The sequence below is a fragment of the Streptomyces sp. JLSY215 genome (assembly GCF_059682825.1).
In genome coordinates, this window is sequence record NZ_CM185022.1 from 2,342,066 (window position 1) to 2,366,441 (window position 24,376).

18 protein-coding genes are annotated in these 24,376 nt (G+C 71.1%); 10 read left to right on the plus strand and 8 right to left on the minus strand.

The window, feature by feature from the left end:
* Window positions 1–76: 76 nt before the first annotated feature.
* Window positions 77–1,087: an ABC transporter ATP-binding protein gene (locus AC5677_RS10510; RefSeq protein ID WP_497194750.1), complete on the minus strand. Its 1,011-nt coding sequence runs from the start codon at window positions 1,085–1,087 to the stop codon at window positions 77–79.
* Window positions 1,088–1,148: 61 nt separating this feature from the next.
* Window positions 1,149–2,489 carry an NYN domain-containing protein gene (locus AC5677_RS10515; RefSeq protein WP_497194751.1) on the minus strand — a complete coding sequence of 447 codons (1,341 nt, stop codon included), beginning with the start codon at window positions 2,487–2,489 and terminating at the stop codon, window positions 1,149–1,151.
* Window positions 2,490–2,843: 354 nt separating this feature from the next.
* On the opposite strand from AC5677_RS10515, the gene AC5677_RS10520 reads away from it, so the two are divergent.
* On the plus strand, window positions 2,844–3,020 hold the full coding sequence (locus tag AC5677_RS10520; RefSeq protein ID WP_497194752.1) for a hypothetical protein: 177 nt from the start codon (window positions 2,844–2,846) through the stop codon (window positions 3,018–3,020).
* A gap of 131 nt (window positions 3,021–3,151) precedes the next feature.
* Window positions 3,152–3,652 carry a COG4705 family protein gene (locus AC5677_RS10525; protein WP_497194753.1) on the plus strand — a complete coding sequence of 167 codons (501 nt, stop codon included), beginning with the start codon at window positions 3,152–3,154 and terminating at the stop codon, window positions 3,650–3,652.
* A gap of 56 nt (window positions 3,653–3,708) precedes the next feature.
* Here AC5677_RS10525 and dnaE read toward each other — a convergent pair whose 3' ends face one another.
* A complete protein-coding gene (gene dnaE / locus AC5677_RS10530; protein ID WP_497194754.1) occupies window positions 3,709–7,251 on the minus strand; it encodes a DNA polymerase III subunit alpha in 3,543 nt (1,180 codons plus the stop codon).
* A 284-nt stretch (window positions 7,252–7,535) separates the two neighbouring features.
* On the opposite strand from dnaE, the gene AC5677_RS10535 reads away from it, so the two are divergent.
* The 6 genes from AC5677_RS10535 to AC5677_RS10560 all read left to right on the plus strand — a co-directional run bounded on the left by AC5677_RS10535 (window position 7,536) and on the right by AC5677_RS10560 (window position 14,188).
* Window positions 7,536–8,870 carry a DUF2252 domain-containing protein gene (locus AC5677_RS10535; RefSeq protein WP_497194755.1) on the plus strand — a complete coding sequence of 445 codons (1,335 nt, stop codon included), beginning with the start codon at window positions 7,536–7,538 and terminating at the stop codon, window positions 8,868–8,870.
* A 237-nt stretch (window positions 8,871–9,107) separates the two neighbouring features.
* Window positions 9,108–9,773: a hypothetical protein gene (locus AC5677_RS10540; RefSeq protein WP_497194756.1), complete on the plus strand. Its 666-nt coding sequence runs from the start codon at window positions 9,108–9,110 to the stop codon at window positions 9,771–9,773.
* Between the two features lie 87 nt (window positions 9,774–9,860).
* Window positions 9,861–10,709 carry a thioredoxin domain-containing protein gene (locus AC5677_RS10545; protein WP_497194757.1) on the plus strand — a complete coding sequence of 283 codons (849 nt, stop codon included), beginning with the start codon at window positions 9,861–9,863 and terminating at the stop codon, window positions 10,707–10,709.
* 62 nt (window positions 10,710–10,771) lie between these two features.
* Entirely contained in the window at window positions 10,772–11,446 is a 675-nt protein-coding gene (locus tag AC5677_RS10550; protein ID WP_497194758.1) for a hypothetical protein, read from the plus strand.
* Between the two features lie 44 nt (window positions 11,447–11,490).
* Complete coding sequence (locus tag AC5677_RS10555; RefSeq protein ID WP_497194759.1) at window positions 11,491–12,432, plus strand: thioredoxin domain-containing protein; 942 nt, start codon at window positions 11,491–11,493, stop codon at window positions 12,430–12,432.
* Window positions 12,433–12,544: 112 nt separating this feature from the next.
* Window positions 12,545–14,188: an alkaline phosphatase D family protein gene (locus AC5677_RS10560; RefSeq protein WP_497194760.1), complete on the plus strand. Its 1,644-nt coding sequence runs from the start codon at window positions 12,545–12,547 to the stop codon at window positions 14,186–14,188.
* A 30-nt stretch (window positions 14,189–14,218) separates the two neighbouring features.
* Here AC5677_RS10560 and AC5677_RS10565 read toward each other — a convergent pair whose 3' ends face one another.
* Window positions 14,219–14,785 carry a dienelactone hydrolase family protein gene (locus AC5677_RS10565; protein WP_497196577.1) on the minus strand — a complete coding sequence of 189 codons (567 nt, stop codon included), beginning with the start codon at window positions 14,783–14,785 and terminating at the stop codon, window positions 14,219–14,221.
* A gap of 178 nt (window positions 14,786–14,963) precedes the next feature.
* On the opposite strand from AC5677_RS10565, the gene AC5677_RS10570 reads away from it, so the two are divergent.
* Entirely contained in the window at window positions 14,964–16,046 is a 1,083-nt protein-coding gene (locus AC5677_RS10570) for a mechanosensitive ion channel family protein (protein ID WP_497196578.1), read from the plus strand.
* Between the two features lie 7 nt (window positions 16,047–16,053).
* Here the strand turns inward: AC5677_RS10570 and AC5677_RS10575 are convergent, their stop codons facing one another.
* The 4 genes from AC5677_RS10575 to AC5677_RS10590 form a co-directional block, all read right to left on the minus strand.
* The gene (locus tag AC5677_RS10575; RefSeq protein WP_497194761.1) at window positions 16,054–17,649 is read right to left on the minus strand and encodes a Na+/H+ antiporter; all 1,596 of its coding nucleotides are present in this window, start codon (window positions 17,647–17,649) and stop codon (window positions 16,054–16,056) included.
* Window positions 17,650–17,835: 186 nt separating this feature from the next.
* Window positions 17,836–18,777 carry an RluA family pseudouridine synthase gene (locus tag AC5677_RS10580; protein ID WP_497194762.1) on the minus strand — a complete coding sequence of 314 codons (942 nt, stop codon included), beginning with the start codon at window positions 18,775–18,777 and terminating at the stop codon, window positions 17,836–17,838.
* 93 nt (window positions 18,778–18,870) lie between these two features.
* Entirely contained in the window at window positions 18,871–19,539 is a 669-nt protein-coding gene (gene lspA / locus AC5677_RS10585) for a signal peptidase II (RefSeq protein ID WP_497194763.1), read from the minus strand.
* A gap of 124 nt (window positions 19,540–19,663) precedes the next feature.
* On the minus strand, window positions 19,664–20,503 hold the full coding sequence (locus AC5677_RS10590) for a TraR/DksA family transcriptional regulator (RefSeq protein WP_497194764.1): 840 nt from the start codon (window positions 20,501–20,503) through the stop codon (window positions 19,664–19,666).
* A 574-nt stretch (window positions 20,504–21,077) separates the two neighbouring features.
* On the opposite strand from AC5677_RS10590, the gene ileS reads away from it, so the two are divergent.
* A complete protein-coding gene (gene ileS / locus AC5677_RS10595) occupies window positions 21,078–24,215 on the plus strand; it encodes an isoleucine--tRNA ligase (protein WP_497194765.1) in 3,138 nt (1,045 codons plus the stop codon).
* Window positions 24,216–24,376: the final 161 nt, after the last annotated feature.

Here is a 24,376-nt window from a genome sequence, read left to right on the forward strand (position 1 = left end):
CGGCCTTCGTCGCTGCCCCCGCGGTACGTCGTCCCGCCGGCGGCCTGCGTGGCCGCTCCCGTCGTCATCGGCCGTTTCACGCCTTGACCAGTCCTTCCGCGCGCCCGCCGAGTGAGAGATAGACGTCCTCCAGGCTCGGCGTGGCGAAGGTGAAGTCGTCGAGGGCGGCGAAGGCCGGGCCGGTGGTGACGGCCGAGACCGCGGCGCGGGCCTCGGCGGCCGGGAGCCGGAGGGTCCAGCGGCGGCCGGAGACCTGGGCGGCGGGCCGCAGGGCGGCGACCTCGGGGACGTCGAGGGGCGGCCGGTCCCGCCACACCAGCTCCAGCCGCACCTCCTCCGCCACGCGCTCCTTGAGGCCGCCGGGCGAATCGCAGGCGATGACCCGGCCCCGGTCGATCACCGCGACCCGGTCCAGCACGCTCTCGGCCTCCAGGACGTTGTGGGTGACCAGCAGGACGGTGGCGCCGCGCTCGGCGCGGCGGCGGTCCACCGCGGCCCAGACGGCGCGGCGGGCGAGCGGGTCCATGCCGGTGGTCGGCTCGTCCAGCACCAGCAGCGGGCGCTCGCCGATCAGTACGGTCGCGAAGCAGGCCAGCCGGCGCTGCCCGCCGGAGAGTTTCTTCAGGGGACGCGCGGCGATGTCGGCGAGGTCCAGCTCGGTGATCAGCGCGTCGCGCTCGGCGCGCGCCCGGCGCAGGTCCAGTCCGCGCAGCCGCCCGGTGGTCTCCACGGCGAGCGCGACGGTCATCTCGTCCAGGGCGGGCGATTCCTGGCCGAGGTAGGCCAGCAGCCGGGCGGCGCGCTCGGGGTGGCGTACCAGGTCGTGGCCGAGGACGAAGATCCGGCCGGAGTCCGGGCGGAGCAGTCCGGTCAGCTGGCGCACCAGGGTGGACTTGCCGGCTCCGTTGGGGCCGAGCAGCCCGAAGATCTCCCCGCGCCGTACCTCCAGGCTGATGCCGTCGCTGGCCCGTACGGCGGGCGCCCGGTCCGCCCCGCGACGCCCGCGCACCGCGGGGTAGGTCTTGACCAGGTCCTGTACGACGCACGCCGTGCCGCCGCGCTCCGCCTGTTTTGCGCCCGTCCTCACGAGCTACGAGGGTACGCGGCCCGGCGCGGGCCCCGGGCCGCGGGGCACTCGGGGCGCGCCCTCAGTCGGCGACCGGTGCATGCTCGGCGGCGGTGCGGGCGTCGACCTCGCGCCAGAAGCCGGCCCGGATCGCATAGCGGTCGTGCTCGTCGATCTGGTCGTCCTTGTGGGCCAGCAGGCCGAACCGGGCGGCGTAGCGCAGCAGTTCACCGTCGATGCGGTGCGGGATGCGCGGGTATTCCGTCGAGAGCTGCTGGAGGTGGGCGGTCTCGGAGAGCCGCTCGGTCCAGCGGCGGGCGAAGACCTGGCCCACCTCGAAGGGGTCACCGCTGACGGCGGTGATGTCCTCCTCGCGGTCGGCCCAGCGCTGCTCGGCGCTGGTGAGCAGGGCCAGGGTGGGCAGGGAGGCGGTCTCGGACGGTTCGCCCACGGGGCCGCCGCGCTCGGCCCAGCCCTTGTCGGAGGACCAGCGCAGGGTGGCGGAGGGGGCGGGGACGGCGGTGCCGTTGCCGTTGCCGTTGCCGTTGCCGTTTCCATTGCCGTTGCCGTTGCCGTTCCCGGGGGTGGGGGTGCCCGGGGCGTGGGTGCGGCTCAGTCCGGCCAGGTCCTTGGGGGTGGGCACGACCCGGGAGGCGCCGGCGCCCGGTGCGTCGGCGGTAGCGCCGTCCCGGTCGGCGTCGGGGGCGGGATGCGCGGTGCCGTTGCTGCCGTTGCGTTCGTGGGGGTGGTCGGCGGTGTCGGGGCCGGCGGCGGCCGCGGCGGCCGCGGCGACGGCGGATTCGGGCAGCGGGGCGGAGAGGATCGCGGCGATCTCCGGGCGCGGGGCGGGCGTCGGCGCGCAGGACCCGCCGAGCTCCTTGGCGCGCACCGCCCGGATGATCCAGGCGCGGTCCAGCACCCGCCGTTCGTCGGCCTCGGCGACCAGGTCCTCGGACTGGTTGTAGTCGCCGTCCGCCGCCTGTACGGCCCACAGGTGGACGGCGACGCCGTGTTCCTTGGCGGACATCAGGCCGGGCAGGAGGTCGCCGTCGCCGGTGACCAGGACGATGTCGGAGCAGGCGCGGTTGCGGGCGAGTTCGGTGAGCTCGGCGTGCATGGCGGCGTCCACGCCCTTTTGTGCCCAGCGGCCGTCGCTGCGGGTCAGGGCGCCGAGTCGGACGGTGACCCGGGGCATGACGCGCAGCCTGCGGTGCTCGGGCTGCGGGACGCGGTCGGGGGCGCCGTCGAACCAGTAGATCCGCAGCAGCGGCCGTTCGGTATCGGCTTCGGCGCGTTGCCGCAGGCCCTGGATGAGGGCGGCGTGATCGACGGTGATCCGGGAACGGGCGGGCTCTCCCGCGAGCAGACTCGCGGCGGCGCCGAGCAAATATCCGGCGTCCACCAGGACGACGCAGCGATCCACGTTCCACCCTCTTCCCTGAGGTGCTGAGGTCCGGTCGCCCCCCGGCTCGGCCCGTGGCACGAGTTCTCTTCGGCTTTCCCTCGAGTCTGCCCGACCGTACGGGGGTTATCTGCCCCGTCTGGATCATCGGCGTGGCGGATTCGGCGGGGATGTTGGGCATGTGGCGTGAGTCCGTGCCGGGAGAGGGGTGTTCGTGTCTCGTCGCGGGGTGCCGGGCGTCCCTGGTCGCGTCCCGCGGCACGCCCTGTCCCACGTCCCGCATCACGCACGGTAATTGCCCGAAATGCGGCTTTTCATCCGACATGTAAGTCTGGTCCCGGCCCCGATCCAGGATCCCCCTCAGGAGGCACGGCCATGGCGAAGAACAAGTCCAAGAAGGAACGAAGTCAGCAGAAGGGCAGCCCGGCGGAGCGCGGCCAGCAGGCGGCGGAGAAGTCGGCCATCGAGGCCATCTCCCAGGCCCCGCAGCACGCCCAGGGCAGCCCGGCGGATGTCGCCCGTAAGCACCAGAGGCGCTTCGGTCACAACTGAGTTGATTCGCCGCTGAGTTGAGGGGCGCGCCCGATTGCGGGCGCGCCCCTTGTCGTGGTGACGCCGGTCGTCCAGCTGCGGTCGAGCGGTACAACCCGTTCTTCTCCTGGACGGTCATCCTGTCCACGAGCATGGCCGGCACCACGATGTCCGACTTCATGAACCGTGACGCCGGTGCCCGGTACCTCACCGGCGGCGCCACCTCGCTCGGCCGGGGTCCGCAGGGCCTGGGACCGGGCTACCCCGCCGGTGCCGCGATCCTCGTCCCGAACACGCTCGGCACCTCCGCGGGGGCTTTCCTCCCGGACGGCTCCGGACTCGGCTACGCGGGTGGCGCGCTGCTCGTCGGCGGGCCGCTCGCGGGCCTCCTCGCCCTGAGGCGGGTGCCGGTCGTGCCGAATGTGCTGCTGTTCCGGATCGCCTTCGTGCTCACCCGCCCGCTCGGGGCCACCGCCGGCGACTTCCTCACCAAGCCCGTCGCCAAGCCCGTCACCAAGGGCGGTCCCGGTCTCGGCACGGCGGGCTCGTCGGCCGTACCCCTGGCGATTTTCGTCGGCCTCATGATCCACGCCCAGGCCGAGGAGCGCCGGGCCGGCCCGCAGGGCGGGCCCCTCGCGAAGAGCCTCTCCTGAGCACCGCCGGGGCCGGGCGGGCGGGCCGCCGCCCGTCCCCGTCCCCGGCGGCCGGCTCACCCCGCCAGACAGGACGGGCCGAGCAGCACCTTCAGATCGCCGAACAGGGACGGATCGGGTGTGACGCGATGGCGGTCCAGCCGTAGCACGGTGGTCTTCCGGGCGCCCTGGAGCTTGATCCGGACCTCCGTCGAGCCGCGGTGGCTGCTCAGCACCTCGCCGAGCTTCTCGACCATCGGCGGGGTGACCTTCACGGTGGGGATGGTGATGGTCACCGGGGCGTTGGCGCCCGCCTCCGAGAGGTCGGGGACCATCATCTCCATGGCGACGAGCCGGGGGACGTCCTCGCGCTTGTCGAGGCGGCCCTTGACGAACACCACGGAGTCCTCGACGAGTTGGGTGGACACCAGCTGGTAGGTGGCGGGGAAGAACATGCAGTCGATGGAGCCGGCCAGGTCCTCGACGGTGGCGATCGCCCAGGCGTTGCCCTGCTTGGTCATCTTGCGCTGGAGGCCCGAGATGATGCCGCCGATGGTGACGATCGAGCCGTCGGAGTAGTCGCCGCCGGTGAGCTGGGCGATGGCGGCGTCGGCCTTGTCGCTCAGGACGTGCTCCAGCCCGAAGAGCGGGTGGTCGGAGACGTAGAGGCCGAGCATCTCGCGTTCCTGGGCGAGCAGGTAGGTCTTGTCCCATTCGATGTCCGAGAACTCGACGTCGAGACCGAAGCCGGGGCCTTCGTCGGCGGCGGCGTCGCCCATCCCGCCGAACAGGTCGAACTGTCCCTCGGCCTCCTTGCGCTTGACCTGCACGACGTTGTCGATCATCGGCTCGTACTGCGCGGTCAGGCCCTTGCGGGTGTGCCCCATCTCGTCGAAGGCGCCGGCCTTGATCAGCGATTCCGTGGTGCGCTTGTTGCAGACGACGGCCTCGACCTTGTCGAGGTAGTCGGGGAAGGAGGAGTACTTCCCCTTGGCCTTGCGGGAGCGGATGATCGCCTCGACGACGTTCTGGCCGACGTTGCGGACCGCGGTGAGGCCGAAGAGGATCACGTCGTCGCCCTGGGCGGCGAAGTTGGCCTCGGACTCGTTGACGTTCGGCGGCAGCACCTTGATGCCCATCCGGCGGCACTCGTTCAGATAGACCGCGGACTTGTCCTTGTCGTCGCGGACCGAGGTGAGCAGCGCGGACATGTACTCGGCCGGGTAGTTCGCCTTGAGGTAGGCGGTCCAGTAGGTGACCAGGCCGTACGCGGAGGAGTGCGCCTTGTTGAAGGCGTAGCCGGCGAAGGGGACGAGGACGTCCCACAGGGCCTGGATCGCCGCGTCCGAGTAGCCGTTCTTCTTCGCGCCCTCCTGGAACAGGACGAAGTTCTTGGCCAGTTCCTCGGGCTTCTTCTTGCCCATCACGCGGCGCAGGATGTCGGCCTCGCCGAGCGAGTACCCGGCGATGATCTGGGCGGCCTTCTGCACCTGCTCCTGGTACACGATGAGGCCGTAGGTCAGGCCGAGCGTCTCCTTCAGGGGCTCTTCGAGCTCCGGGTGGATCGGTGTGATCTCCTGGCGGCCGTTCTTGCGCTCCGCGTAGTTCGTGTGGGAGTTCATGCCCATCGGGCCCGGCCGGTAGAGGGCCGAGACGGCGGAAATGTCCTCGAAGTTGTCGGGCTGCATCTGGCGCAGCAGCGAGCGCATCGGGCCGCCGTCGAACTGGAAGACGCCGAGCGTGTCACCGCGGCAGAGCAGTTCGAAGGTCTTCGGGTCGTCCAGCGGGAGGGAGAGCATCTCCAGGTCGATGCCCTTGTTGGTCTTCACCATCTTGACGGCGTCGTCCATGATGGTCAGGTTTCGCAGGCCCAGGAAGTCCATCTTCAGCAGGCCGAGCGACTCGCACTGCGGGTAGTCCCACTGCGTGATGGTGACGCCGTCGGTGTGCCGCACCCAGATCGGGGCGTGGTCGACGATCGGCTCGCTGGACATGATGACGCCGGCGGCGTGCACGCCCATCTGCCGGACCAGGCCCTCGACGCCCTTGGCGGTGTCGATGACCTTCTTGACGTCCGGCTCGTTCTCGTACATCCCCCGGATCTCGCCCGCCTCGCTGTAGCGCGGGTGCTTGGGGTCGGTGATGCCGGAGAGGTCGATGCCCTTGCCGAGGACGTCGGCGGGCATCGCCTTGGTGAGGCGGTCGCCCATCGCGTACGGGTAGCCGAGCACGCGCGCGGAGTCCTTGATCGCGTTCTTGGCCTTGATCTTGCCGTACGTGCCGATCATGGCGACCTTGTCGGCGCCGTACTTCTCCGTCACGTACCTGATCACTTCGACGCGCCTGCGCTCGTCGAAGTCGATGTCGACATCGGGCATGGAGACACGCTCGGGGTTGAGGAACCGCTCGAAGATCAGGCCGTGCGTGATCGGGTCGAGGTCGGTGATGCCCATGGCGTACGCGACGATCGAACCGGCCGCCGAACCTCGGCCCGGGCCCACCGCGATGCCGTTGTTCTTGGCCCACATGATGAAGTCGGCGACGACGAGGAAGTAGCCCGGGAACCCCATCTGGATGATGATGTCCATCTCGTACTCGGCCTGCTTCTGCCGGTCCTCGGGGACACCCTCCGGGTAGCGGCGGCCCATGCCGACCCGGACCTCCTCCTGGAACCAGGTGACCTCGGTGAAGCCGTCCGGGATCTCGAACTTCGGCATGAGGTCGCGCTTCTCGAACATGCCGGTGGTGTCGATCTGCTCGGCGACCAGGAGGGTGTTGCGGCAGCCCTCCTGCCAGGCGTCCGAGGAGTCGATGGCGTACATCTCGTCCGTGGACTTCAGGTAGTAGCCCGTCCCGTCGAACCGGAAGCGGTCCGGGTCGGAGAGGTTCTTGCCGGTCTGGATGCAGAGCAGGGCGTCGTGCGCGGTCGCCTCATGGGCGTAGGTGTAGTGCGAGTCGTTCGTCACCAGCGGCGGGATGCCGAGCTTCTTGCCGATCTCCAGCAGGCCGTCGCGGACCCGGCGCTCGATCTCGATGCCGTGGTCCATCAGCTCCAGGAAGTAGCGGTCCTTGCCGAAGATGTCCTGATACTCGGAGGCCGACTTCAGGGCCTCGTCGAACTGGCCGAGGCGCAGCCGCGTCTGCAGCTCACCGGAGGGGCAGCCGGTGGAGGCGATGAGGCCCTCGCTCCACTGGGAGATCGTCTCCTTGTCCATGCGCGGCCACTTCTGCAGCCAGCCCTCGGCGTACGCGTCCGAGGACAGCTTGAAGAGGTTGTGCAGGCCCGTTTTGTTCGCCGCCCAGATCGTCTTGTGGGTGTAACCACCGGAGCCGGAGACGTCGTCGCGCTTCTGGTGCGGCTGGCCCCACTGGATCTTGCGCTTGTTGCGGCGCGACTCGGGGGCGACATACGCCTCGATGCCGATGATCGGTGTCACGCCCGCCTTCTGCGCCGAGTGGAAGAAGTCGTACGCCCCGTGCAGGTTGCCGTGGTCGGACATGGCGATATGCGTCATGCCCATCTCGTTGCACGCGGCGAACATGTCCTTCAGCCGGGCCGCACCGTCCAGCAGCGAGTACTGGGTGTGGACGTGCAGGTGCGTGAACGGCGGCTTGGCCACGGCGGGGGACCTCCAGGGGAACGGTGCGGCGCGCAGTGCTGTCAGGGGTGGCGGGCGGGTCGCGCGGGACGGGGTGGACGGTCTCGAAGTCTACGACTCCGCGCCGACAATCGATGTGCGTGCCGCGGCTCCCCGGTGCCCGCCGCGGGGCACTCCCGAGTAGCCTCACCCGTTGTCACACGCAGATCCATAACGAACAATCGCGGTCACCTCGCGATCGTTATCCGTCATGGATTCCTGTCACCCCTCTTCTGCATCTCCCGCACCCCAGGAGGCACCCAGCGATGTCGTCCCAGCACGCCCCGGCCCAGGACGCCGCTCAGCGCGGCGAGGACATCCTCGCCGTCTTCGACACCGCCTTCGGAGAGCTGCTCGCCGCCGACCCCGCGGCCTTCCGCGTCAAATTCCGGAAGATGGCCGCCTCCGCATTCGCCTTCTACCGCGGCACGGCCTGCCTGTTCTACAAGGACCTCGAGGACGGCAAGGACAACGGCCCCTACCTCGACGAGCGGACCGGCCGGGTGTGGATCCACGGCGATCTGCACGCCGAGAACTTCGGCACCTACATGGACGCCACGGGCCGGCTGATCTTCAACGTCAATGACTTCGACGAGGCCTATGTCGGCCCGTTCACCTGGGACCTCAAGCGGTTCGCGGCCTCGGTCGCGCTGATCGGCTACGCCAAGGCGCTCAGCGACGAGCAGATCACCGAGCTGGTGCGCATCTACGCCGCCGCCTACCGCGAGCGCATCCACGCGCTGGCCTCCGGGGCCAAGGATGACGACGTCCCGCCCTTCACCCTGGACACCGCCGAGGGCCCGCTGCTGGACGCGCTGCGCGACGCCCGCTCGCTGACCCGGTTCGGGCTGCTGGAGTCGATGACGGAGATCCGCGAATTCGAGCGCCGCTTCTCGGCGGGCAGCGGCAGCGTCGAGCTGGACGCGGCGACCCGCTACAAGGTGCTGGCCGCCTTCGACGGCTATCTGGAGACCCTGCCCGACTCGAGCCTGGACCGCCCCGACTCCTACCGCGTCAAGGACGTGGTGGGCCGCCGCGGCATCGGCATCGGCTCGGCCGGGCTGCCCTCGTACAACATCCTGCTGGAGGGCAACAGCGACGCCCTGGAGAACGACGTCGTGATCTACATGAAGCAGGCGCAGACCCCGGCCGTCTCCCGGCACATCACCGAGCCGGCGGTCCGCGGCTACTTCCAGCACGAGGGCCACCGCACGGTGATCTCGCAGCGCGCCCTCCAGGACCACGCCGACCCCTGGCTGGGCTGGACCGAGCTGGACGGCGCGGGCCAGCTGGTCGCCGAGATCTCGCCGTACGCGGTCGATCTGGACTGGTCGGACATCGACGACCTGGAGGAGATCGCCGCCGTGGTGGCCGACCTCGGCCGGGCGACGGCCACCATGCACGCCGCGGCGGACGACGAGAGCGGGCACTCGCTGGTGCCGTTCTCCACCGAGCGCGCCATCGACGCGGCCATCGCGGCCGACGAGGACGGCTTCGGCCAGCTCCTGGTCGACTTCGCGCACTCCTACGGGGCCCGCGCCCGCGCCGACCACCAGATCTTCGTGGATCTGTTCCGGAACGGGCGGATCCCCGGCCTTTAAGGGATTCCCGGTCCGCAAGAGGCCCGTAAGAGGCCCGTAAGAGGCCCGCAAGGGCTTGCACGGGAGCTGCAGGGGGATCTGCAAGGGACCTGTAAGGCATTGCACACGAGGTCTCCCGGGAGAGCGGAAGAGACTCCCGGGAGACCGCCTCGGCGGTTTCTGAGAGGTTTCTGAGATTCCTGTGGGTCCGGGTCCCCTTGGGCACCGCCCGGCCCGGACCATGGCACACTCGCAGCAATGGACATATCTGCGGCACACCTGCGGGCACTGCGCGCAGCGCTCTTCACGGCGCTGTGCGTGACGCTGTCCTCGGCGTCGCATGTGCTGCTGTCCCGGATGCCGCTGCCGCTGACCACCGTCGCCGCGCTCTCGGCCGCCGTCTTCACCCTCGCCTACGCGCTGGCCGGGCGGGAGCGCGGCTACTGGCGGATCGCCGCGCTGCTGCTCCCCCTGGAGCTGGCCGCCGACACGGTCTTCAGCATCGGCCAGCACACCTGTTACGGCGAGGGCGGCGGTCCGGTCACCGGGCCGCTGCGTTCGCTGGGCGTCGATCTGCTCTGCGGCGGCGGCTCCGTCGGCGCCCCCTTGGTTCGGCTGCCCCAGGACGCCGCCGCCCCCGCGACCACCGCGCCGTGGCTGCTGCTGCTCGCGGCGCATCTGCTGGTCGGGCTGCTGGCGGCGGCCTGGCTGCGCCGCGGCGAGGCCGCGCTGACGCAGCTGCTCGGCGCGGTGGCCGGCCTCGCCTTCCGCCCGCTGCTGATCGCCGTCGCGGTCATCGGCGCGCGGCCCGCCCCGGGCCGCCCGCTGCCCGCCCCCGTGCGCTCCGTCCGGCCCGCCCGCGCCGTCCCGCTGCTCGTGCACAGCGTCGTCCGCCGTGGACCGCCCTGCGCGCTCGCTGCCTGAGACCCGGCCGCGCCCTGTGCGCGCCCCTCGGACAGCACCGCACCCAGGCATCCCCCTGTCCACGGATCACCACGGAGCACCACAGTCATGAGCAATCGCAACAGTCAGGCCAACAAGCAGGCAGCCCGTGAGCGGCTGCGCGCCGAGCGTGAGCGGCAGGCGAAGAAGGAGCGGCTGCGCCGGCAGCTGATCGTCGGCGGCGCGGTCGTCGGCGTGCTGGCGGTGGCCGGCGGAATCGGGCTGGCGGTCGCCAACTCGGGCGGCGGCGGCAACGGCGGCACGGACGACAGCCAGGCGTGGGTGAAGGCCGCGAAGGCCAAGCTCGTCAAGCCCGCGCACACCTCCGGCGCCAACGGCACCACCATCGTCATCGGCAAGCCGGACGCCAAGAACACCCTCAGCCTCTTCGAGGACCCGCGCTGCCCCGGCTGCGCCGCCTTCGAGGAGACCGTCGGCGCGACCGTCGAGAAGGACATCAAGGACGGCAAGTACAAGGCGGCGTACCACCTCGGGACGTTCCTCGACGGCAACCTCCAGGGCACCGGCTCGAAGAACGCGCTGAGCGCACTGGGCGCCGCCCTCAACGTCAGCCCGGACGCCTTCCTCACGTACAAGTACGCGCTGTACTCGAAGCAGTTCCACCCGGACGAGCGCGGCCCCGACAAGTTCGCCGAGGACAGCTACCTGCTCAAGGTCGCGAACACCGTCCCGGCGCTCAAGGGCAACGCGGCCTTCGAGAAGGCCGTCAAGAGCGGCACCTACGACCGGTGGGCGCTGGAGATGTCCGACGAGTTCAACTCGCACAAGGACGTCGCCAGCACCCCGACCCTCAAGGTCAACGACACCGTGATCGGTACGAAGGGCCCCCAGGGCGTCGCGGCGCCGTCCAGCGTGGCGGAGTTCAACTCCATGGTGGACAAGGAACTCAAGCACTGACGCATCCGGCCGATGCCAAATCTTGACCCGGGAGTCTGCCGTGCTCATGGCAGACTCCCGGCATGCAGGGGAGGGGATTTCGGGCGGTACGGGCGGCGCTGTTCACGGCGCTGTGCGTCACCCTGTCCGCCGCCTCCCATGTCCTGCTCTCCCGCGCCCCGTTGCCGCCCGTCATGCCGGCGGCCGTCAGCGCCGGTGTCTTCGCGGCGGCGTACGCGCTGACCGGCCGGGAGCGCGGGTACGGGGCGGTCGCCGCGCTGCTGGTGCCGCTGGAGCTGGCCGCCGACACGGTCTTCACCACCGGCCAGCACGCCTGTTACGGACCGGCCGGCGGCCCGGTCGTCGGGGCGCTGCACTCGGTCGGCGTCGATCTGCTGTGCCGGGGCGGCGAGTTGGGCCTGCCGCTGGCCAGGATGGCCGCCCTCGCCCAGGGCCCCGCCGGTACCGGCGGGGCCTCCCCCTGGCTGCTGCTCGCCGCCCACCTGGCCGTCGGCCTGCTCGCCGCCGCCTGGCTGCACCGCGGGGACGCCGCCCTGGACGGGCTGCTGCGCGCGATCGCCGGTTTCGCGTTCCGCCCGCTGCTGCACGCACTGAGGGGCACCGCCAACGGCTCCTGCCCCGGCCGGCCCCGCCGCGGGGTGCCGCGCCCGCTGCGCCCCCGGCCCCCGGCCCGCCCGCTCCTCCTCCTCGTGCACTGCGTACTGCGCCGCGGCCCGCCCCCTGTGGCAGCCCGCTGACCGGTACGTACGAGCCATCACCTCCTGAGGAACGGGAACCCCCCATGAGCAATCGCAACAGTCAGGCCAGCAAGTCGGCGGCCCGCGAACGGATCCGCGCCGAGCGCGAGCGGCAGAAGAAGCAGGAGAAGACGCGGCGGCAGCTCATCGTGGGCGCCTCGGTGGTCGGTGTCCTGGCCGTCGCCGCCGGTATCGGCTTCGGCATCATGAAGCTGACCGCGCCCAAGGGCTGGGAGGCCGCCGCCGAGGCCAAGTCCGTGCCGCCGGCCCACACCCAGGGCAAGAACGGCACCGAGATCCTGATAGGCGACCCGAAGGCGAAGCAGACGCTGGAGGTCTTCGAGGACGTGCGGTGTCCGGCGTGTGCGGCATTCGAGCAGAGCACCGGCGCGGAGCTGATCAAGGACATCAAGGAGGGCCGGTTCAAGGTCCGCTACACGATGTACTCGTTCATCGACGGCATGTCCGGCGGCGAGGGCTCGAAGAACGCCCTGAGCGCGCTGGGCGCCGCCCTCAACGTCAGCCCGGACGCCTTCCTCGAGTACAAGACCGCGCTGTACTCGGCCAAGAACCACCCCGAAGAGACCGTGGACACCTATGCCAAGGATTCCGCGCTGCTCAAGGTGGCCGCCGAAGTGCCGGCGCTCAAGGGCAACAAGGCGTTCGAGGACGCGGTCAAGAAGGGCACCTACGACCGCTGGGCGATGGACATGACCGCGCTGTTCGGCCGCAAGGGCGTACGGGGCACGCCGACGTTCATGCACGGCGACAAGAAGCTGGTGATGGACAAGATCCCGCAGCAGCAGATGACGCAGGCGCAGTACAACCAGATCTCGCTGGCCAACTTCAAGAAGATGATCGACAAGGAGTTCGGCCCGGCGAAGGGCGCGGACCAGGGCAAGGGCAAGGGCAAGGGGACCGAGCCCGGCAAGGGCGGCGGCCAGGGCATCCGCGAGGGCGAGAAGGACCCCACGGCCGGGCGCTGAGTGCCCTGGCGGCGCCGCAATGAGGTCGTAACGGGAACGGGTGGGCGAATTCTCGGTATCCCCGGGGTTCGTCCTCCCCTTCTCCACCTACTGGCCAGTAAGGTGAGCGGCCGTGACCGATCATGACCACATCTCACGCCGCTCCGCCGTCACGGCCGTAGCCGCCACCGCCGCCCTGCTGCCGCTGGCCGGCGCCACCACCGCACACGCCCAGGGCGCCCCCGACCGGCGCCGGTTCTTCCGGCACGGCATCGCCTCCGGCGACCCGCTGCCCGACGGCATCCTGCTGTGGACCCGGGTGACCCCGAACGACGACGCCACCCCCGGCTCCGGCCGGGGACCGGCCACCAAGGTGACCTGGCAGGTGGCGAAGGACGAGGGCTTCGCCGACCTCGTGGCGCACGGCAGCGTGACCGCCACCGCCGCCGCCGACCACACCGTCAAGGCGGACGTCCGCGGACTGCGCCCGGCCACCCGCTACTACTACCGCTTCACCGTCGACGGGCAGCACTCCCCCGTCGGCCGCACCCGCACCGCACCCGCGAACGGCGCGAAGCCCGGCAACGTCCGCTTCGGCGTGGTCTCCTGCGCCAACTGGGAGTCCGGCTACTTCTCGCCGTACCGCCACCTGGCCGCCCGCGCCGACCTGGACGCGGTGCTGCATCTGGGCGACTACCTCTACGAGTACAAGTCCGGCGAATACCCCGCCTTCAAGTACGTCGTGCGCCCGCACTCCCCCGCCCACGAGCTGCTCACGCTCGCCGACTACCGCATCCGGCACGGCGTCCACAAGACCGACCCGGACGCGCTGGCGATGCACGCCGCCCACCCCGTCATCGCCATCTGGGACGACCACGAGTTCGCCGACAACGCCTGGAAGGGCGGCGCGGTCAACCACACCCCGGACACCGAGGGCCCGTGGGCGGCGCGGATGGCCGCGGCCAAGCAGGCGTACTTCGAGTGGATGCCGGTGCGGCCCTCCATCGCGGGGACCACGTACCGCAGGCTGCGCTTCGGCAACCTGGCCGATCTGCATCTGCTCGACCTGCGGTCGTTCCGCGACGAGCAGGCGAAGCCGGGCAGCGGCGCGGTCGACGACCCGAGCCGGACGATCACCGGCCGGGCCCAACTGGACTGGCTCAAGAAGGGACTTGCGGGGTCGGACACCGCCTGGCGGCTGGTCGGCACCTCGGTGATGATCTCGCAGGTGGCGTTCGGCTCCGTACCCGCGCATCTGCTCGGCCCGCTCGCCGACGTCCTCGGCATCCCCAAGGAGGGCCTGGCGGTCAACACCGACCAGTGGGACGGCTACACCGACGACCGGCACGAGCTGCTGGGCCACCTCAGCGACCGCGGCATCGACAACACCGTCTTCCTGACCGGCGACATCCACATGGCCTGGGCCAACGACGTACCGCTGGAAGCGGCGACCTACCCGCACACCAAGCCGGTGGCGACGGAGTTCGTGGTCACCTCCGTCACCTCCGACAACGTGGACGACATCCTGCACGTCGCCCCGCACACCGTCTCGCTGGTCGGGGTCGCCGCCATCCGGGCCGCCAACCGCCATGTGAAGTGGGTGGACATGGACTCGCACGGCTACGGCGTCCTCGACGTCAGCGCCGAGCGCACCCAGATGGACTACTTCGGGATCTCCGACAAGACCGACCCGAACGCCACCACCGAGCTGCTGCGCTCGTACCGCACGCTCAGCGGCACCCAGCAGGTCGAGAAGACGGACCAGCCGGTGGCCTGACGCACACCGACCGCCCCCTCCCCTTCCGGGTCACAACCCGGCCAGGAACCCCAGCGCGACCCTCCAGGTGCTCTCCGCCGCCTCCTCGTCGTAATCCGGCAGGTCGGGATCGGTGTAGAGGTGACCGGCGCCGGCGTAGCGGAAGACCTCGACGTCCGCGCCGGCCCGGCGCATCTGGAGGTACCAGGCGTTCAGCCAGTCGTGCGGCTCGTACGGATCCGGGTCGGCGACATGCAGCTGCACCGGCAGATCGTCGGCGACGGCGCCCTCGGCGATGTCGGAGGTGCCGTGCAGCAGGAGCAGCCCGCGGGTCTTCTCGTCGGCCAGCGCGAGGTTCTGCGCGACCGAGCCGCCGAAGGAGAAGCCGGCGTAGACCAGGCCCCGGTCGGAGTAGGGCGCGGCGGCCGTGACGGCCCGCTTGAGCAGCTCGTCCTTGCCGATCTCGTCCTTGATGACGATGCCGTCCGGCACCGAGTCCGCGGTCCGGCCGTCGAACAGATCGGGGACGATCACCTCATGGCCCGCGGCCCGCAGCCGGTCCGCCGCGGCCTGCACCGCGGGACGCACGCCGCACACCGAATGAAACAGGACAATCATCGAAGACCCGCTGGTGGCGGCCTCGCTGGGCTCGGGCACTGAGATCACTTCCCTGGGTTGGATCGCTCTCTTCCATGGTGCCAGCTACGGTCGGGGAGACCGGCACCAGCACGACCGGCACCACCGCACGACCGGTACCACCGCACCACCGCACCACCGCAAGGAGGAACCCGTGTCCCTGGAGGACGTGCTGCGCCCGCTCGCCGTCATCGGCGGCTCGATCGTGGTCACGCTCATCCTGGTCCGGCTCGCCGACCGGACGCTGCAGCGGATCGACGCCGCCCACCCCGAGACCCCTCTGTGGGGGCTGCTGCGCCGCTGCCGGAGACCGGCCCAAGTGGCGTTGTGCACGGCCCTGTTGCGCGGCGCGTACGACCAGACCGGACTGCGGCCCGTCGAGGAGCACGGGGCGGGGGTCGGCCGGGCGCTGACCCTGGTGCTGATCGCGGCCACCGCCTGGCTGCTCATCAGGGCCGCGGCGGCCATCGTCGAATCCTCGTACACCCGCTACGCGGCGAGTGCCCGGGACGCGGCCCGGGTGCGGCGGGTACGCACCCAGGTGACGCTGATCCAGCGGGTGGTGACGGCCACGGTGATCGTGGTCGCCGCGGCCGCGATGCTGCTGACCTTCCCCGAGATGCGGACGGCCGGCGCGTCCGTGCTGGCGTCGGCCGGGCTGCTGGGCATCGTCGCCGGTATCGCCGCCCAGTCCACGCTGGGCAACCTCTTCGCCGGCCTGCAGATCGCGTTCGGCGACATGGTGCGCATCGGCGACACGGTCGTGGTGGACGGCGAGTGGGGCACCGTCGAGGAGATCACCCTGACGTTCCTGACCGTACGGACCTGGGACGAGCGGCGGATCACGATGCCGGTCTCGTACTTCACCGGCAAGCCCTTCGAGAACTGGTCCCGCGGCGGCACCCAGATGACCGGCACCGTCCTCTTCCATCTCGACCACAGCGCGCCGGTGGAGAAGATGCGCCGGCGCCTCCACGAGATCCTCCAGGAGTGCGCGGACTGGGACGGCCGGTCCTGGAGCCTGGTGGTCACCGACACCACGCCCTCCACCATGGTGGTCCGGGCGCTGATGACCGCCCGCGACGCGGACACCATCTGGGCGGTGCGCTGCCAGGTGCGGGAGCGGATGATCGAGTGGCTGCAGGCGGAGCACGCCTATGCGCTGCCGCGGATCACCACCGCGCCCGCGCCGCCGGGCCACCACGCGGTGCGCCGGGGCGACGGTGCACCGCCGGCGGGCTGAGCGCTCGTCAGGGCGTGCCGCGCAGGCTGCGCATGTCCAGATGGCGCAGCACCCGGTCCACGATCTCCGGGTCGGCGCCCGGTTCGCTGCGGGCCGCCAGCACCTCGTGCCGGGCCGCGGAGAGCATCTCGCCCTGGATGCGCTGCACCTTCTTCATCCGGGTGATCCGCTTGTCGAACAGCTCGCGCCGCTCGTCGTCGACGATGTCCGGCGCGATCCGGGCGCCGATGTCGTAGGCCCGGCGGGAGAGCTGGTCGCTGACCTCCTCCGGCAGCTCCTCCACCTCCAGGATCTCCTTCAGCCGCCGCTTGGACGCCTTGATCACCCGGAGCGCCAGCTCCCGCTCCAGCGCGTCCTCCGCATCGGCGTCGGCGCGCACCCGCAGCCGGCGCACCAGCCAGGGCAGCGTCAGCCCTTGGACGAGCAGGGTGGTGAGGACCACGGCGAAGGCGATGAAGAGGATCTCGTCGCGGGCGGGGAACGGCCCGCCGCCGTCGACGCTGTACGGAATCGCCAGCGCCAGCGCCACGGAGGCCACCCCGCGCATCCCCGACCACCACATGATGAGCGTCTCCCGCCAGCTCATCGGGATGTCCTCGTCGTAGTCGCGGAGCTTGTGCATCCGCTTGGCCAGCCAGGCGGCGGGCAGCAGCCACAGCAGCCGTACGGCGACGACCACCGCGACGACCGCGGCGCCGGCGCCGAGCATCGCGTCCCAGCGCTCGGACGCGGCCCCGAAGATATTGTGCAGCTCCAGCCCGATCAGCCCGAAGGCGACGCCGGTGACGAGGGTGTCGACGACCTCCCAGAAGGTGTAGCCGGCGAGGCGGCCCAGCACATCGTCGGCGTCGACCGCGTACTCGGCCAGGAAGAGCGCGGTGGTCAGCACGGCCAGCACGCCCGACCCGTGGAAGTCCTCGGCCAGGACGTACGCGACGAACGGCACCAGCAGCGTCAGCCCGATCTGCAGCGTCGGGTCGCCGAGCAGTCCCATCAGCTTGTTGGTGAGCCAGCCGAGCACCAGCCCGACCGCTATGGCGACCACCGCGGACAGCACCAGCGAGGCGACCGCGGCGGGCGCCGAGAAGGTGCCGCTGACCGCCGCGGCCAGCGCGACGTGGTAGAGCACGATCGCGGTGACGTCGTTGAACAGCCCCTCGCCCTCCAGGATCGAGACCATCCGGCGGGGCAGCCCGAGCTTGCCGGCGACGGCGGTCGCGGCCACCGGGTCGGGCGGGGCGACCAGCGCGCCGAGCACCACCGCGGCGGCGATCGGCATACCGGGCACCGCCGCCTGCGCGACCGCCGCGACCGCGGCCGTGGTGGCGAAGACCAGCGCCACCGCGAGCAGGAAGATCGGCCGGAGGTTGGCGGTGAACTGCCGCCAGGAGGTGCGCTGTACGGCGGCGTAGAGCAGCGGCGGCAGCACCAGCGGCAGGATGAACTCGGGCGGTACCTCGACGTTGGGCACGAACGGCAGCAGCGCCAGCACCGCCCCCGCGAGCGTCATCAGCACCGGTGACGGCAGCCCCAGCCGGTCGCCGACCGGCACCATGACCACGGCGCCGAGCAGCAGGACGAACAGCAGAGCCAGCTGATCCACGGTGGCTACGCTCCGGGGTCGGGTGTGATCACTTCCGCCCCAAGCCTGCCATGTTCCGCCGGATTACCCGCTTTGCCGGACGCTTTTGCGGCGCGACGCTTTCCTGGCATGCGTCTCATTGCCCGCGGTGTGCGTCGCACTGCCGGTGCACGGTGCCTGTCTCCTCGGCGGTGCGACGCCTTCGGGTCAGGAGCTTTCGTCCCGCACGGTGTCCAGCGCGTGCTGCAGATCGTCCGGGTAGGCGCTCGCGAACTCGACCCACTCGCCGTCGGCGGGGTGCGTGAAGCCCAGCCGGACCGCGTGCAGCCACTGCCGGCCGATGCCGAGGCGCTTGGCGAGGGTGGGGTCCGCGCCGTACGTGAGATCGCCGACACAGGGGTGGCGGTGCGCGGCCATGTGCACCCGGATCTGATGCGTCCGCCCGGTCTCCAGCTTGATGTCGAGCAGGCTGGCCGCGCGGAACGCCTCGATCAGGTCGTAGTGCGTGACCGACGGCTTGCCCTCGGCGGTGACCGCCCACTTGTAGTCGTGCTGCGGATGCCGTCCGATGGGGGCGTCGATGGTGCCGCTCATCGGGTCCGGGTGGCCCTGGACCAGGGCGTGGTAGCGCTTGTCGACCGTACGCTCGCGGAACTGCTGCTTGAGCAGGGTGTAGGCGCGCTCGGACTTGGCGACGACCATCAGGCCGGAGGTGCCGACGTCGAGGCGGTGCACGATGCCCTGGCGCTCGGCGGCGCCGGAGGTGGAGATGCGGTAACCGGCCGCGGCCAGACCGCCGATCACGGTCGTACCCGTCCAGCCGGGGCTGGGGTGCGCGGCGACGCCGACCGGCTTGACGATCACCACGATGTCGTCGTCGTCGTGCACGATCTCCATGCCCTCGACGGGCTCGGCGACGATCTCCACGGGCTGCGCGGCCTGCGGCATCTCGACTTCCAGCCAGGCGCCGCCGGACACCCGCTCGGACTTCATCACCTCGGAGCCGTCGACCCGGACCTTGCCGGCCGTGGCGAGCTCGGCCGCCTTCGTCCGGGAAAAGCCGAACATACGGGCCAGCGCGGCGTCGACGCGCTCGCCCTCGAGGCCGTCCGGTACGGGCAGGGTGCGGATCTCGGGAATCGTGCTCACCCCACGAGTATGGCAGTCCCGTCGCGGTGTCCGGTCCGGTGCGGTGCCGACCGCCCGGCCCCGGGCCCGGGCCGTGGGCGGCCCCCGGGCCCGTCAGTCCTTGTGCAGCGTGCCGTCCGGGTCCAGGCCCCGGAAGGACAGGATCACGATCAGGATGCCGCCGCAGACGATCGCGGAGTCGGCGAGGTTGAAGACCGCGAAGTGCGCCGGGGCGATGAAGTCGACCACCGCGCCCTCGAAGACGCCCGGCGAGCGGAAGATCCGGTCGGTGAGGTTGCCGAAGGCGCCGCCGAGCAGCAGGCCCAGCGCAATGGCCCAGGGCAGGCTGTAGAGCTTGCGGGCGATCCGGGCGATCACCACGATCACGGCGGTCGCGATGAGCGTGAGGAAGATCGTCAGCGCCTCGCCCATGCTGAACGCCGCACCGCGGTTACGGATCACCGTGAACCGCAGCAGCGTCCCGATGACCTCGACCGGCGCATGGTGCTCCAGCTTCGCGACCACGAGGAGCTTGCTGCCCAGGTCCAGTGCGTAGACGACCGCGGCCACCAGCAGCAGCGCGAGGATCCGCCGCTTGCCCCGGCCCGCCTTCTGCTCCGGCTCCACCGGCGCTCCCCCTTCGGAACCCCGCTCGGTCTCCGCACCCGTCCCGGACCCCGCCTCGGAACCCGTCCCGGTCTCCGCCTTGGAATCCGCTTCGGCACCCGGCCCGGATTCCGGCCCGGATTCCGGCGTCCTGGTGATGCGCTCCGCCTCTGCCACGTGTGAGTCCTCAGCCCGTTCGAGTCAGCGACCAGGCGACACGCCTGGCTGAGCACGAGCGTACGGCACACACGTACGGTCGCGGGCGGTACGGGCGCCGCCCGCGACGGATCCGCTCACGCCGTCAGACGCGCCGCTCCTGCTTCTGCTTGCACTCCACACACAGGGTCGCGCGCGGAAAGGCCTGCATCCGCGCCTTGCCGATGGGCTTGCCGCAGTTCTCGCACAGCCCGTACGTGCCCGCGTCCAGCCTGCCGAGCGCCCGCTCGGTCTGCTGCAGCATCTCGCGGGCGTTGGAGGCCAGCGCCAGCTCGTGCTCGCGGGTGATGTTCTTGCTGCCGGTGTCGGCCTCGTCGTCGCCCGCGCCGTCACCGGAGTCCCGCATCAGCCCGGCGATGGCGTCCTCCGACGCGACGATCTCGGCGCGCAGCCGCCCCACCTCGCCCATCAGGTCGGACCGCGCCTCGGCGACCTCCTCCGGGGTCCAGGGGTCCTCGCCGGGCCGTACGGCGAGTTCACCGGGCGACGCGGCCACCCGGGCCGGGGGCACCGCGGTATCCATGGCATGCGCCGCAGCGGCCGCCGTCTTCTTCGCCACCACCGTGTGAGCTCCCGTCTTCTTCGCGGGCACCGCGGCGTTCTTGGCCGCGGTCTTCTTCGCCGTCTTCTTCGACGCCGTCCTGGTGACTGTCGTCTTCGCGGCGGTCTTCTTGGCGGGCGCCTTTTTCGCCGCTGCCTTCTTCGCCGCCGCCTTCTTCGCCTCGGGCTTGTGCGCGTCGGTCTTCTTCGCCCCGGACTTCTGCGCGTCGGACTTCGTGGCCGCGCTCTTCCTCGTGGCCGCGCTCTTCTTCGGTGCTGTCTTCGTCGATGCTGTCCTGGTCGGTGCGGGCTGCTTCGCGACAGCCTCATCGGCCTCTTCGGCAGGCGTCGAGCTCGTCTGCGCGGCGGTCTTTTTCGCCACCATGGCCGCGACCCCTTCACATATGTGAGCTTGTGCGCGAATCGTGACGGGAACGATAAAACGCCACACGGCACGCGGCAACGGGACGCACCGCCCGGCGGACCCGGCCGCCCCGCCCGGAAGCCCGGTCTGCCTCGGTTGTGCCCCGCTGCCCGAGCCGCACACTCCGGAGCCCGGCATCTGGCCATTCGGGTGACACCCGCGCCGCGACCGCCGCCCGGCCCGCCGCGCCGCCGGCGCCCGGAAATCCGGTCGGCCGCCGGCGGCGCGGCCCCGTACACTGGGCCCAGCGAGAGGCATTGATGGGACGAGTAGCGTCGTACGCAGCCAGGAGCGACCCGGGGACGGTGTGAGCCCGGGGGCGTGCGCGACGTGAAGATCAGCCCGGAGCCGCCGGAAGAAAGCTTGGGACAGTGGGCTCCGCCCACGGGCCGTCCAGGGCGAGTAGAACCGGCCGCGCGACCCCAATGAGGGGGCGGTGCCAGCGGCGCCGCCAAGGAGGGTGGTACCGCGGGAGCGCAGGCTCTCGTCCCTCCGGACGGAGAACGCAGCAGGTGTCCGCCGGAGGAAACCCCCGATGAGTGAGCAGCCCCAGTACCGCCAGGTGCCCGCCCAGGTAGACCTTCCCGCCCTTGAGCACGCGGTGCTCGAGTTCTGGCAGGAGCAGAAGGTCTTCGCCCGTACCCTCCAGCAGTCCGAGGGACGGCCCGAGTGGGTCTTCTACGAGGGCCCGCCGACCGCCAACGGCATGCCCGGCGCCCACCACATCGAGGCGCGCGTCTTCAAGGACGTCTTCCCCCGGTTCCGCACCATGCGGGGCTACCACGTCAACCGCAAGGCCGGCTGGGACTGCCACGGCCTCCCGGTCGAGCTGACCGTGGAGAAGGAGCTGGGCTTCAACGGCAAGAAGGACATCGAGGCGTACGGCATCGCCGAGTTCAACGCCAAGTGCCGCGAGTCGGTGACCCGGCACACCGACGCGTTCGCCGAGCTCACGACCCGGATGGGCTACTGGACCGACCTGGAGTCCCCGTACCGCACGATGGACCCCGACTACATCCAGTCGGTGTGGTGGTCGCTGAAGGAGATCTTCAACAAGGGGCTGCTGGTCCAGGACCACCGCGTCGCCCCCTGGTGCCCCCGCTGCGGCACCGGCCTGTCCGACCACGAGCTGGCGCAGGGCTACGAGACGGTCGTCGACCCCTCCGTCTTCGTGCGCCTCCCGCTGACCTCCGGCCCGCTCGCGGGCGAGGCGGCGCTGCTGATCTGGACGACCACCCCCTGGACCCTGGTCTCCAACACCGCCGTCGCCGCCCACCCCGACGTCACCTATGTCGTCGCCACCGACGGCACGGAGAAGCTGGTCGTCGCCGAGCCGCTGCTGGAGAAGGCCCTCGGCGAGGGCTGGAGCACCACCGGCGAGTCCTTCACCGGCCGCGAGATGGAGCGCTGGGCCTACGAGCGCCCCTTCCAGCTCGTCGAGCTGGAGGGCGCCAACTTCGTCGTCAACGCCGAGTACGTCACCACCGACGACGGCACCGGCCTCGTCCACCAGGCCCCGGCCTTCGGTGAGGACGACCTCAAGACCTGCAAGGCGTACGGCCTGCCGGTGATCAACCCGGTCCGCCCCGACGGCACCTTCGGCGAGGAGCTGCCGCTGGTCGGCGGCGCCTTCTTCAAGAAGGCCGACGAGGCCCTCGTCGAGGACCTCACCGCCCGCGGCCTGCTGTTCCGGCACGTCGCCTACGAGCACAGCTACCCGCACTGCTGGCGCTGCCACACCGCGCTGCTCTACTACGCCCAGCCGTCCTGGTACATCCGCACCACCGCGATCAAGGACGCCCTGCTCCGGGAGAACGAGAACACCAACTGGTTCCCGGAGTCGGTCAAGCACGGCCGGTTCGGCGACTGGCTGAACAACAACATCGACTGGGCACTGTCCCGCAACCGCTACTGGGGCACCCCGCTGCCCATCTGGCGCTGCGAGGAGGACCACCTCACCTGCGTCGGCTCGCTCGCCGAGCTGACCGAGCTGACCGGCACCGACCAGTCCGGCCTGGACCCGCACCGCCCGTTCATCGACGAGGTCACCTTCGCCTGCCCGACGTGCCAGGGCACCGCGACCCGCGTCCCGGAGGTCATCGACGCCTGGTACGACTCGGGCTCGATGCCGTTCGCGCAGTGGGGCTACCCGTACCGCAACAAGGAGCTCTTCGAGAAGCGCTACCCGGCGCAGTTCATCTCGGAGGCCATCGACCAGACCCGCGGCTGGTTCTACACGCTGATGGCCGTCGGCACCCTCGTCTTCGACAAGTCGAGCTACGAGAACGTCGTCTGCCTGGGGCACATCCTCGCCGAGGACGGCCGGAAGATGTCCAAGCACCTGGGCAACACCCTCCAGCCGATCCCGCTGATGGACCAGCACGGCGCGGATGCGGTCCGCTGGTTCATGGCGGCCGGCGGCTCGCCGTGGTCCGCCCGCCGGGTGGGCCACACCACCATCCAGGAAGTGGTCCGCAAGACCCTCCTCACCTACTGGAACACCGTCGCCTTCCAGGCGCTGTACGCCCGCACCTCCGGCTGGGCGCCGTCCGCGGCCGACCCGGCCCCGGCCGACCGTCCGCTCCTGGACCGCTGGCTGCTCGGCGAGCTGAACACCCTGGTCGAGGGCGTCACCCAGGCCCTGGAGACGTACGACACCCAGCGCGCCGGCAAGCTCCTCTCGTCCTTCGTCGACGATCTGTCCAACTGGTACGTGCGCCGCTCCCGCCGCCGCTTCTGGCAGGGCGACGCGGCCGCGCTGCGCACGCTCCACGAGGTCATCGAGACCGTCACCCGCCTCATGGCCCCGCTGACCCCCTTCATCACCGAGCGGGTCTGGCAGGACCTGGTCGTCCCGGTCACCCCGGACGCCCCGGACTCCGTCCACCTCACCACCTGGCCGGAGGCGGACACGACGGCCATCGACCCCGCCCTCTCCGCCCAGATGCAGCTGGTCCGCCGGCTGGTCGAGCTGGGCCGGGCGACCCGCGCCGAGTCCGGTGTGAAGACCCGCCAGCCGCTGTCCCGCGCGCTGGTCGGCGCGGCCGGATTCGCCGACCTCTCCGAGGACCTGCGCGCCCAGATCGCCGAGGAGCTCAATGTCTCCTCGCTGGCCTCCCTCTCCGAGGTCGGCGGCTCCCTCGTCGACACCACCGCCAAGGCCAACTTCCGCGCCCTGGGCAAGCGGTTCGGCAAGGGCGTCCAGGCGGTCGCCAAGGCCGTCGCCGCCGCGGACGCCGCGGCCCTCTCGCTCGCGCTGCGCGAGGGGACGGCGTCGGTCGAGGTCGACGGCGAGACCGTCACCCTCGCCCCCGACGAGGTCATCATCACCGAGACCCCGCGCGAGGGCTGGTCGGTGGCCTCCGACTCGGGCGCGACCGTCGCCCTCGACCTGGAGATCACCCCGGAGCTGCGCCGGGCGGGCCTGGCCCGCGATGCCATCCGGCTGATCCAGGAGGCCCGTAAGAACAGCGGGTTGGACGTCGCCGACCGGATCGCCCTGCGCTGGAGCGCCGGCGACGAGGACGTCCGTACGGCCCTGACCGACCACGCCGCCCTGATCGCCGACGAGGTCCTCGCCGCGGACTACGCCCAGGGCGAGCCCGACGGCTCCTACGGTCCCGCCTTCACGGACGAGAGCCTGGCGCTGACGTTCCACCTGCGCAAGGCGTAAGCGGTACGGCACGGCCGATCCGACGAAGCCCCCGGCATGCGGTGCCGGGGGCTTCGTCATGGGCGGGCACCGTCCGCCGCGACGGCAGGCACCCGTGGCGCGGGCCGTCGGTGCCCCGATGTGGCACGTCCCGCCCGACTCGGGGCACGCAAAAGGGCCGG

Bases quoted from the DNA above. Each gene is read 5' to 3' on its own strand.
- AC5677_RS10520 (WP_497194752.1), top strand. From the start codon at position 2,844: ATGGCGAAGAACAAGTCCAAGAAGGAACGAAGTCAGCAGAAGGGCAGC.
- AC5677_RS10525 (WP_497194753.1), top strand. From the start codon at position 3,152: ATGGCCGGCACCACGATGTCCGACTTCATGAACCGTGACGCCGGTGCC.
- AC5677_RS10535 (WP_497194755.1), top strand. From the start codon at position 7,536: ATGTCGTCCCAGCACGCCCCGGCCCAGGACGCCGCTCAGCGCGGCGAG.
- AC5677_RS10540 (WP_497194756.1), top strand. From the start codon at position 9,108: ATGGACATATCTGCGGCACACCTGCGGGCACTGCGCGCAGCGCTCTTC.
- AC5677_RS10545 (WP_497194757.1), top strand. From the start codon at position 9,861: ATGAGCAATCGCAACAGTCAGGCCAACAAGCAGGCAGCCCGTGAGCGG.
- AC5677_RS10550 (WP_497194758.1), top strand. From the start codon at position 10,772: ATGCAGGGGAGGGGATTTCGGGCGGTACGGGCGGCGCTGTTCACGGCG.
- AC5677_RS10555 (WP_497194759.1), top strand. From the start codon at position 11,491: ATGAGCAATCGCAACAGTCAGGCCAGCAAGTCGGCGGCCCGCGAACGG.
- AC5677_RS10565 (WP_497196577.1), bottom strand. From the start codon at position 14,785: ATGATTGTCCTGTTTCATTCGGTGTGCGGCGTGCGTCCCGCGGTGCAG.
- AC5677_RS10590 (WP_497194764.1), bottom strand. From the start codon at position 20,503: ATGGTGGCGAAAAAGACCGCCGCGCAGACGAGCTCGACGCCTGCCGAA.
- ileS (WP_497194765.1), top strand. From the start codon at position 21,078: ATGAGTGAGCAGCCCCAGTACCGCCAGGTGCCCGCCCAGGTAGACCTT.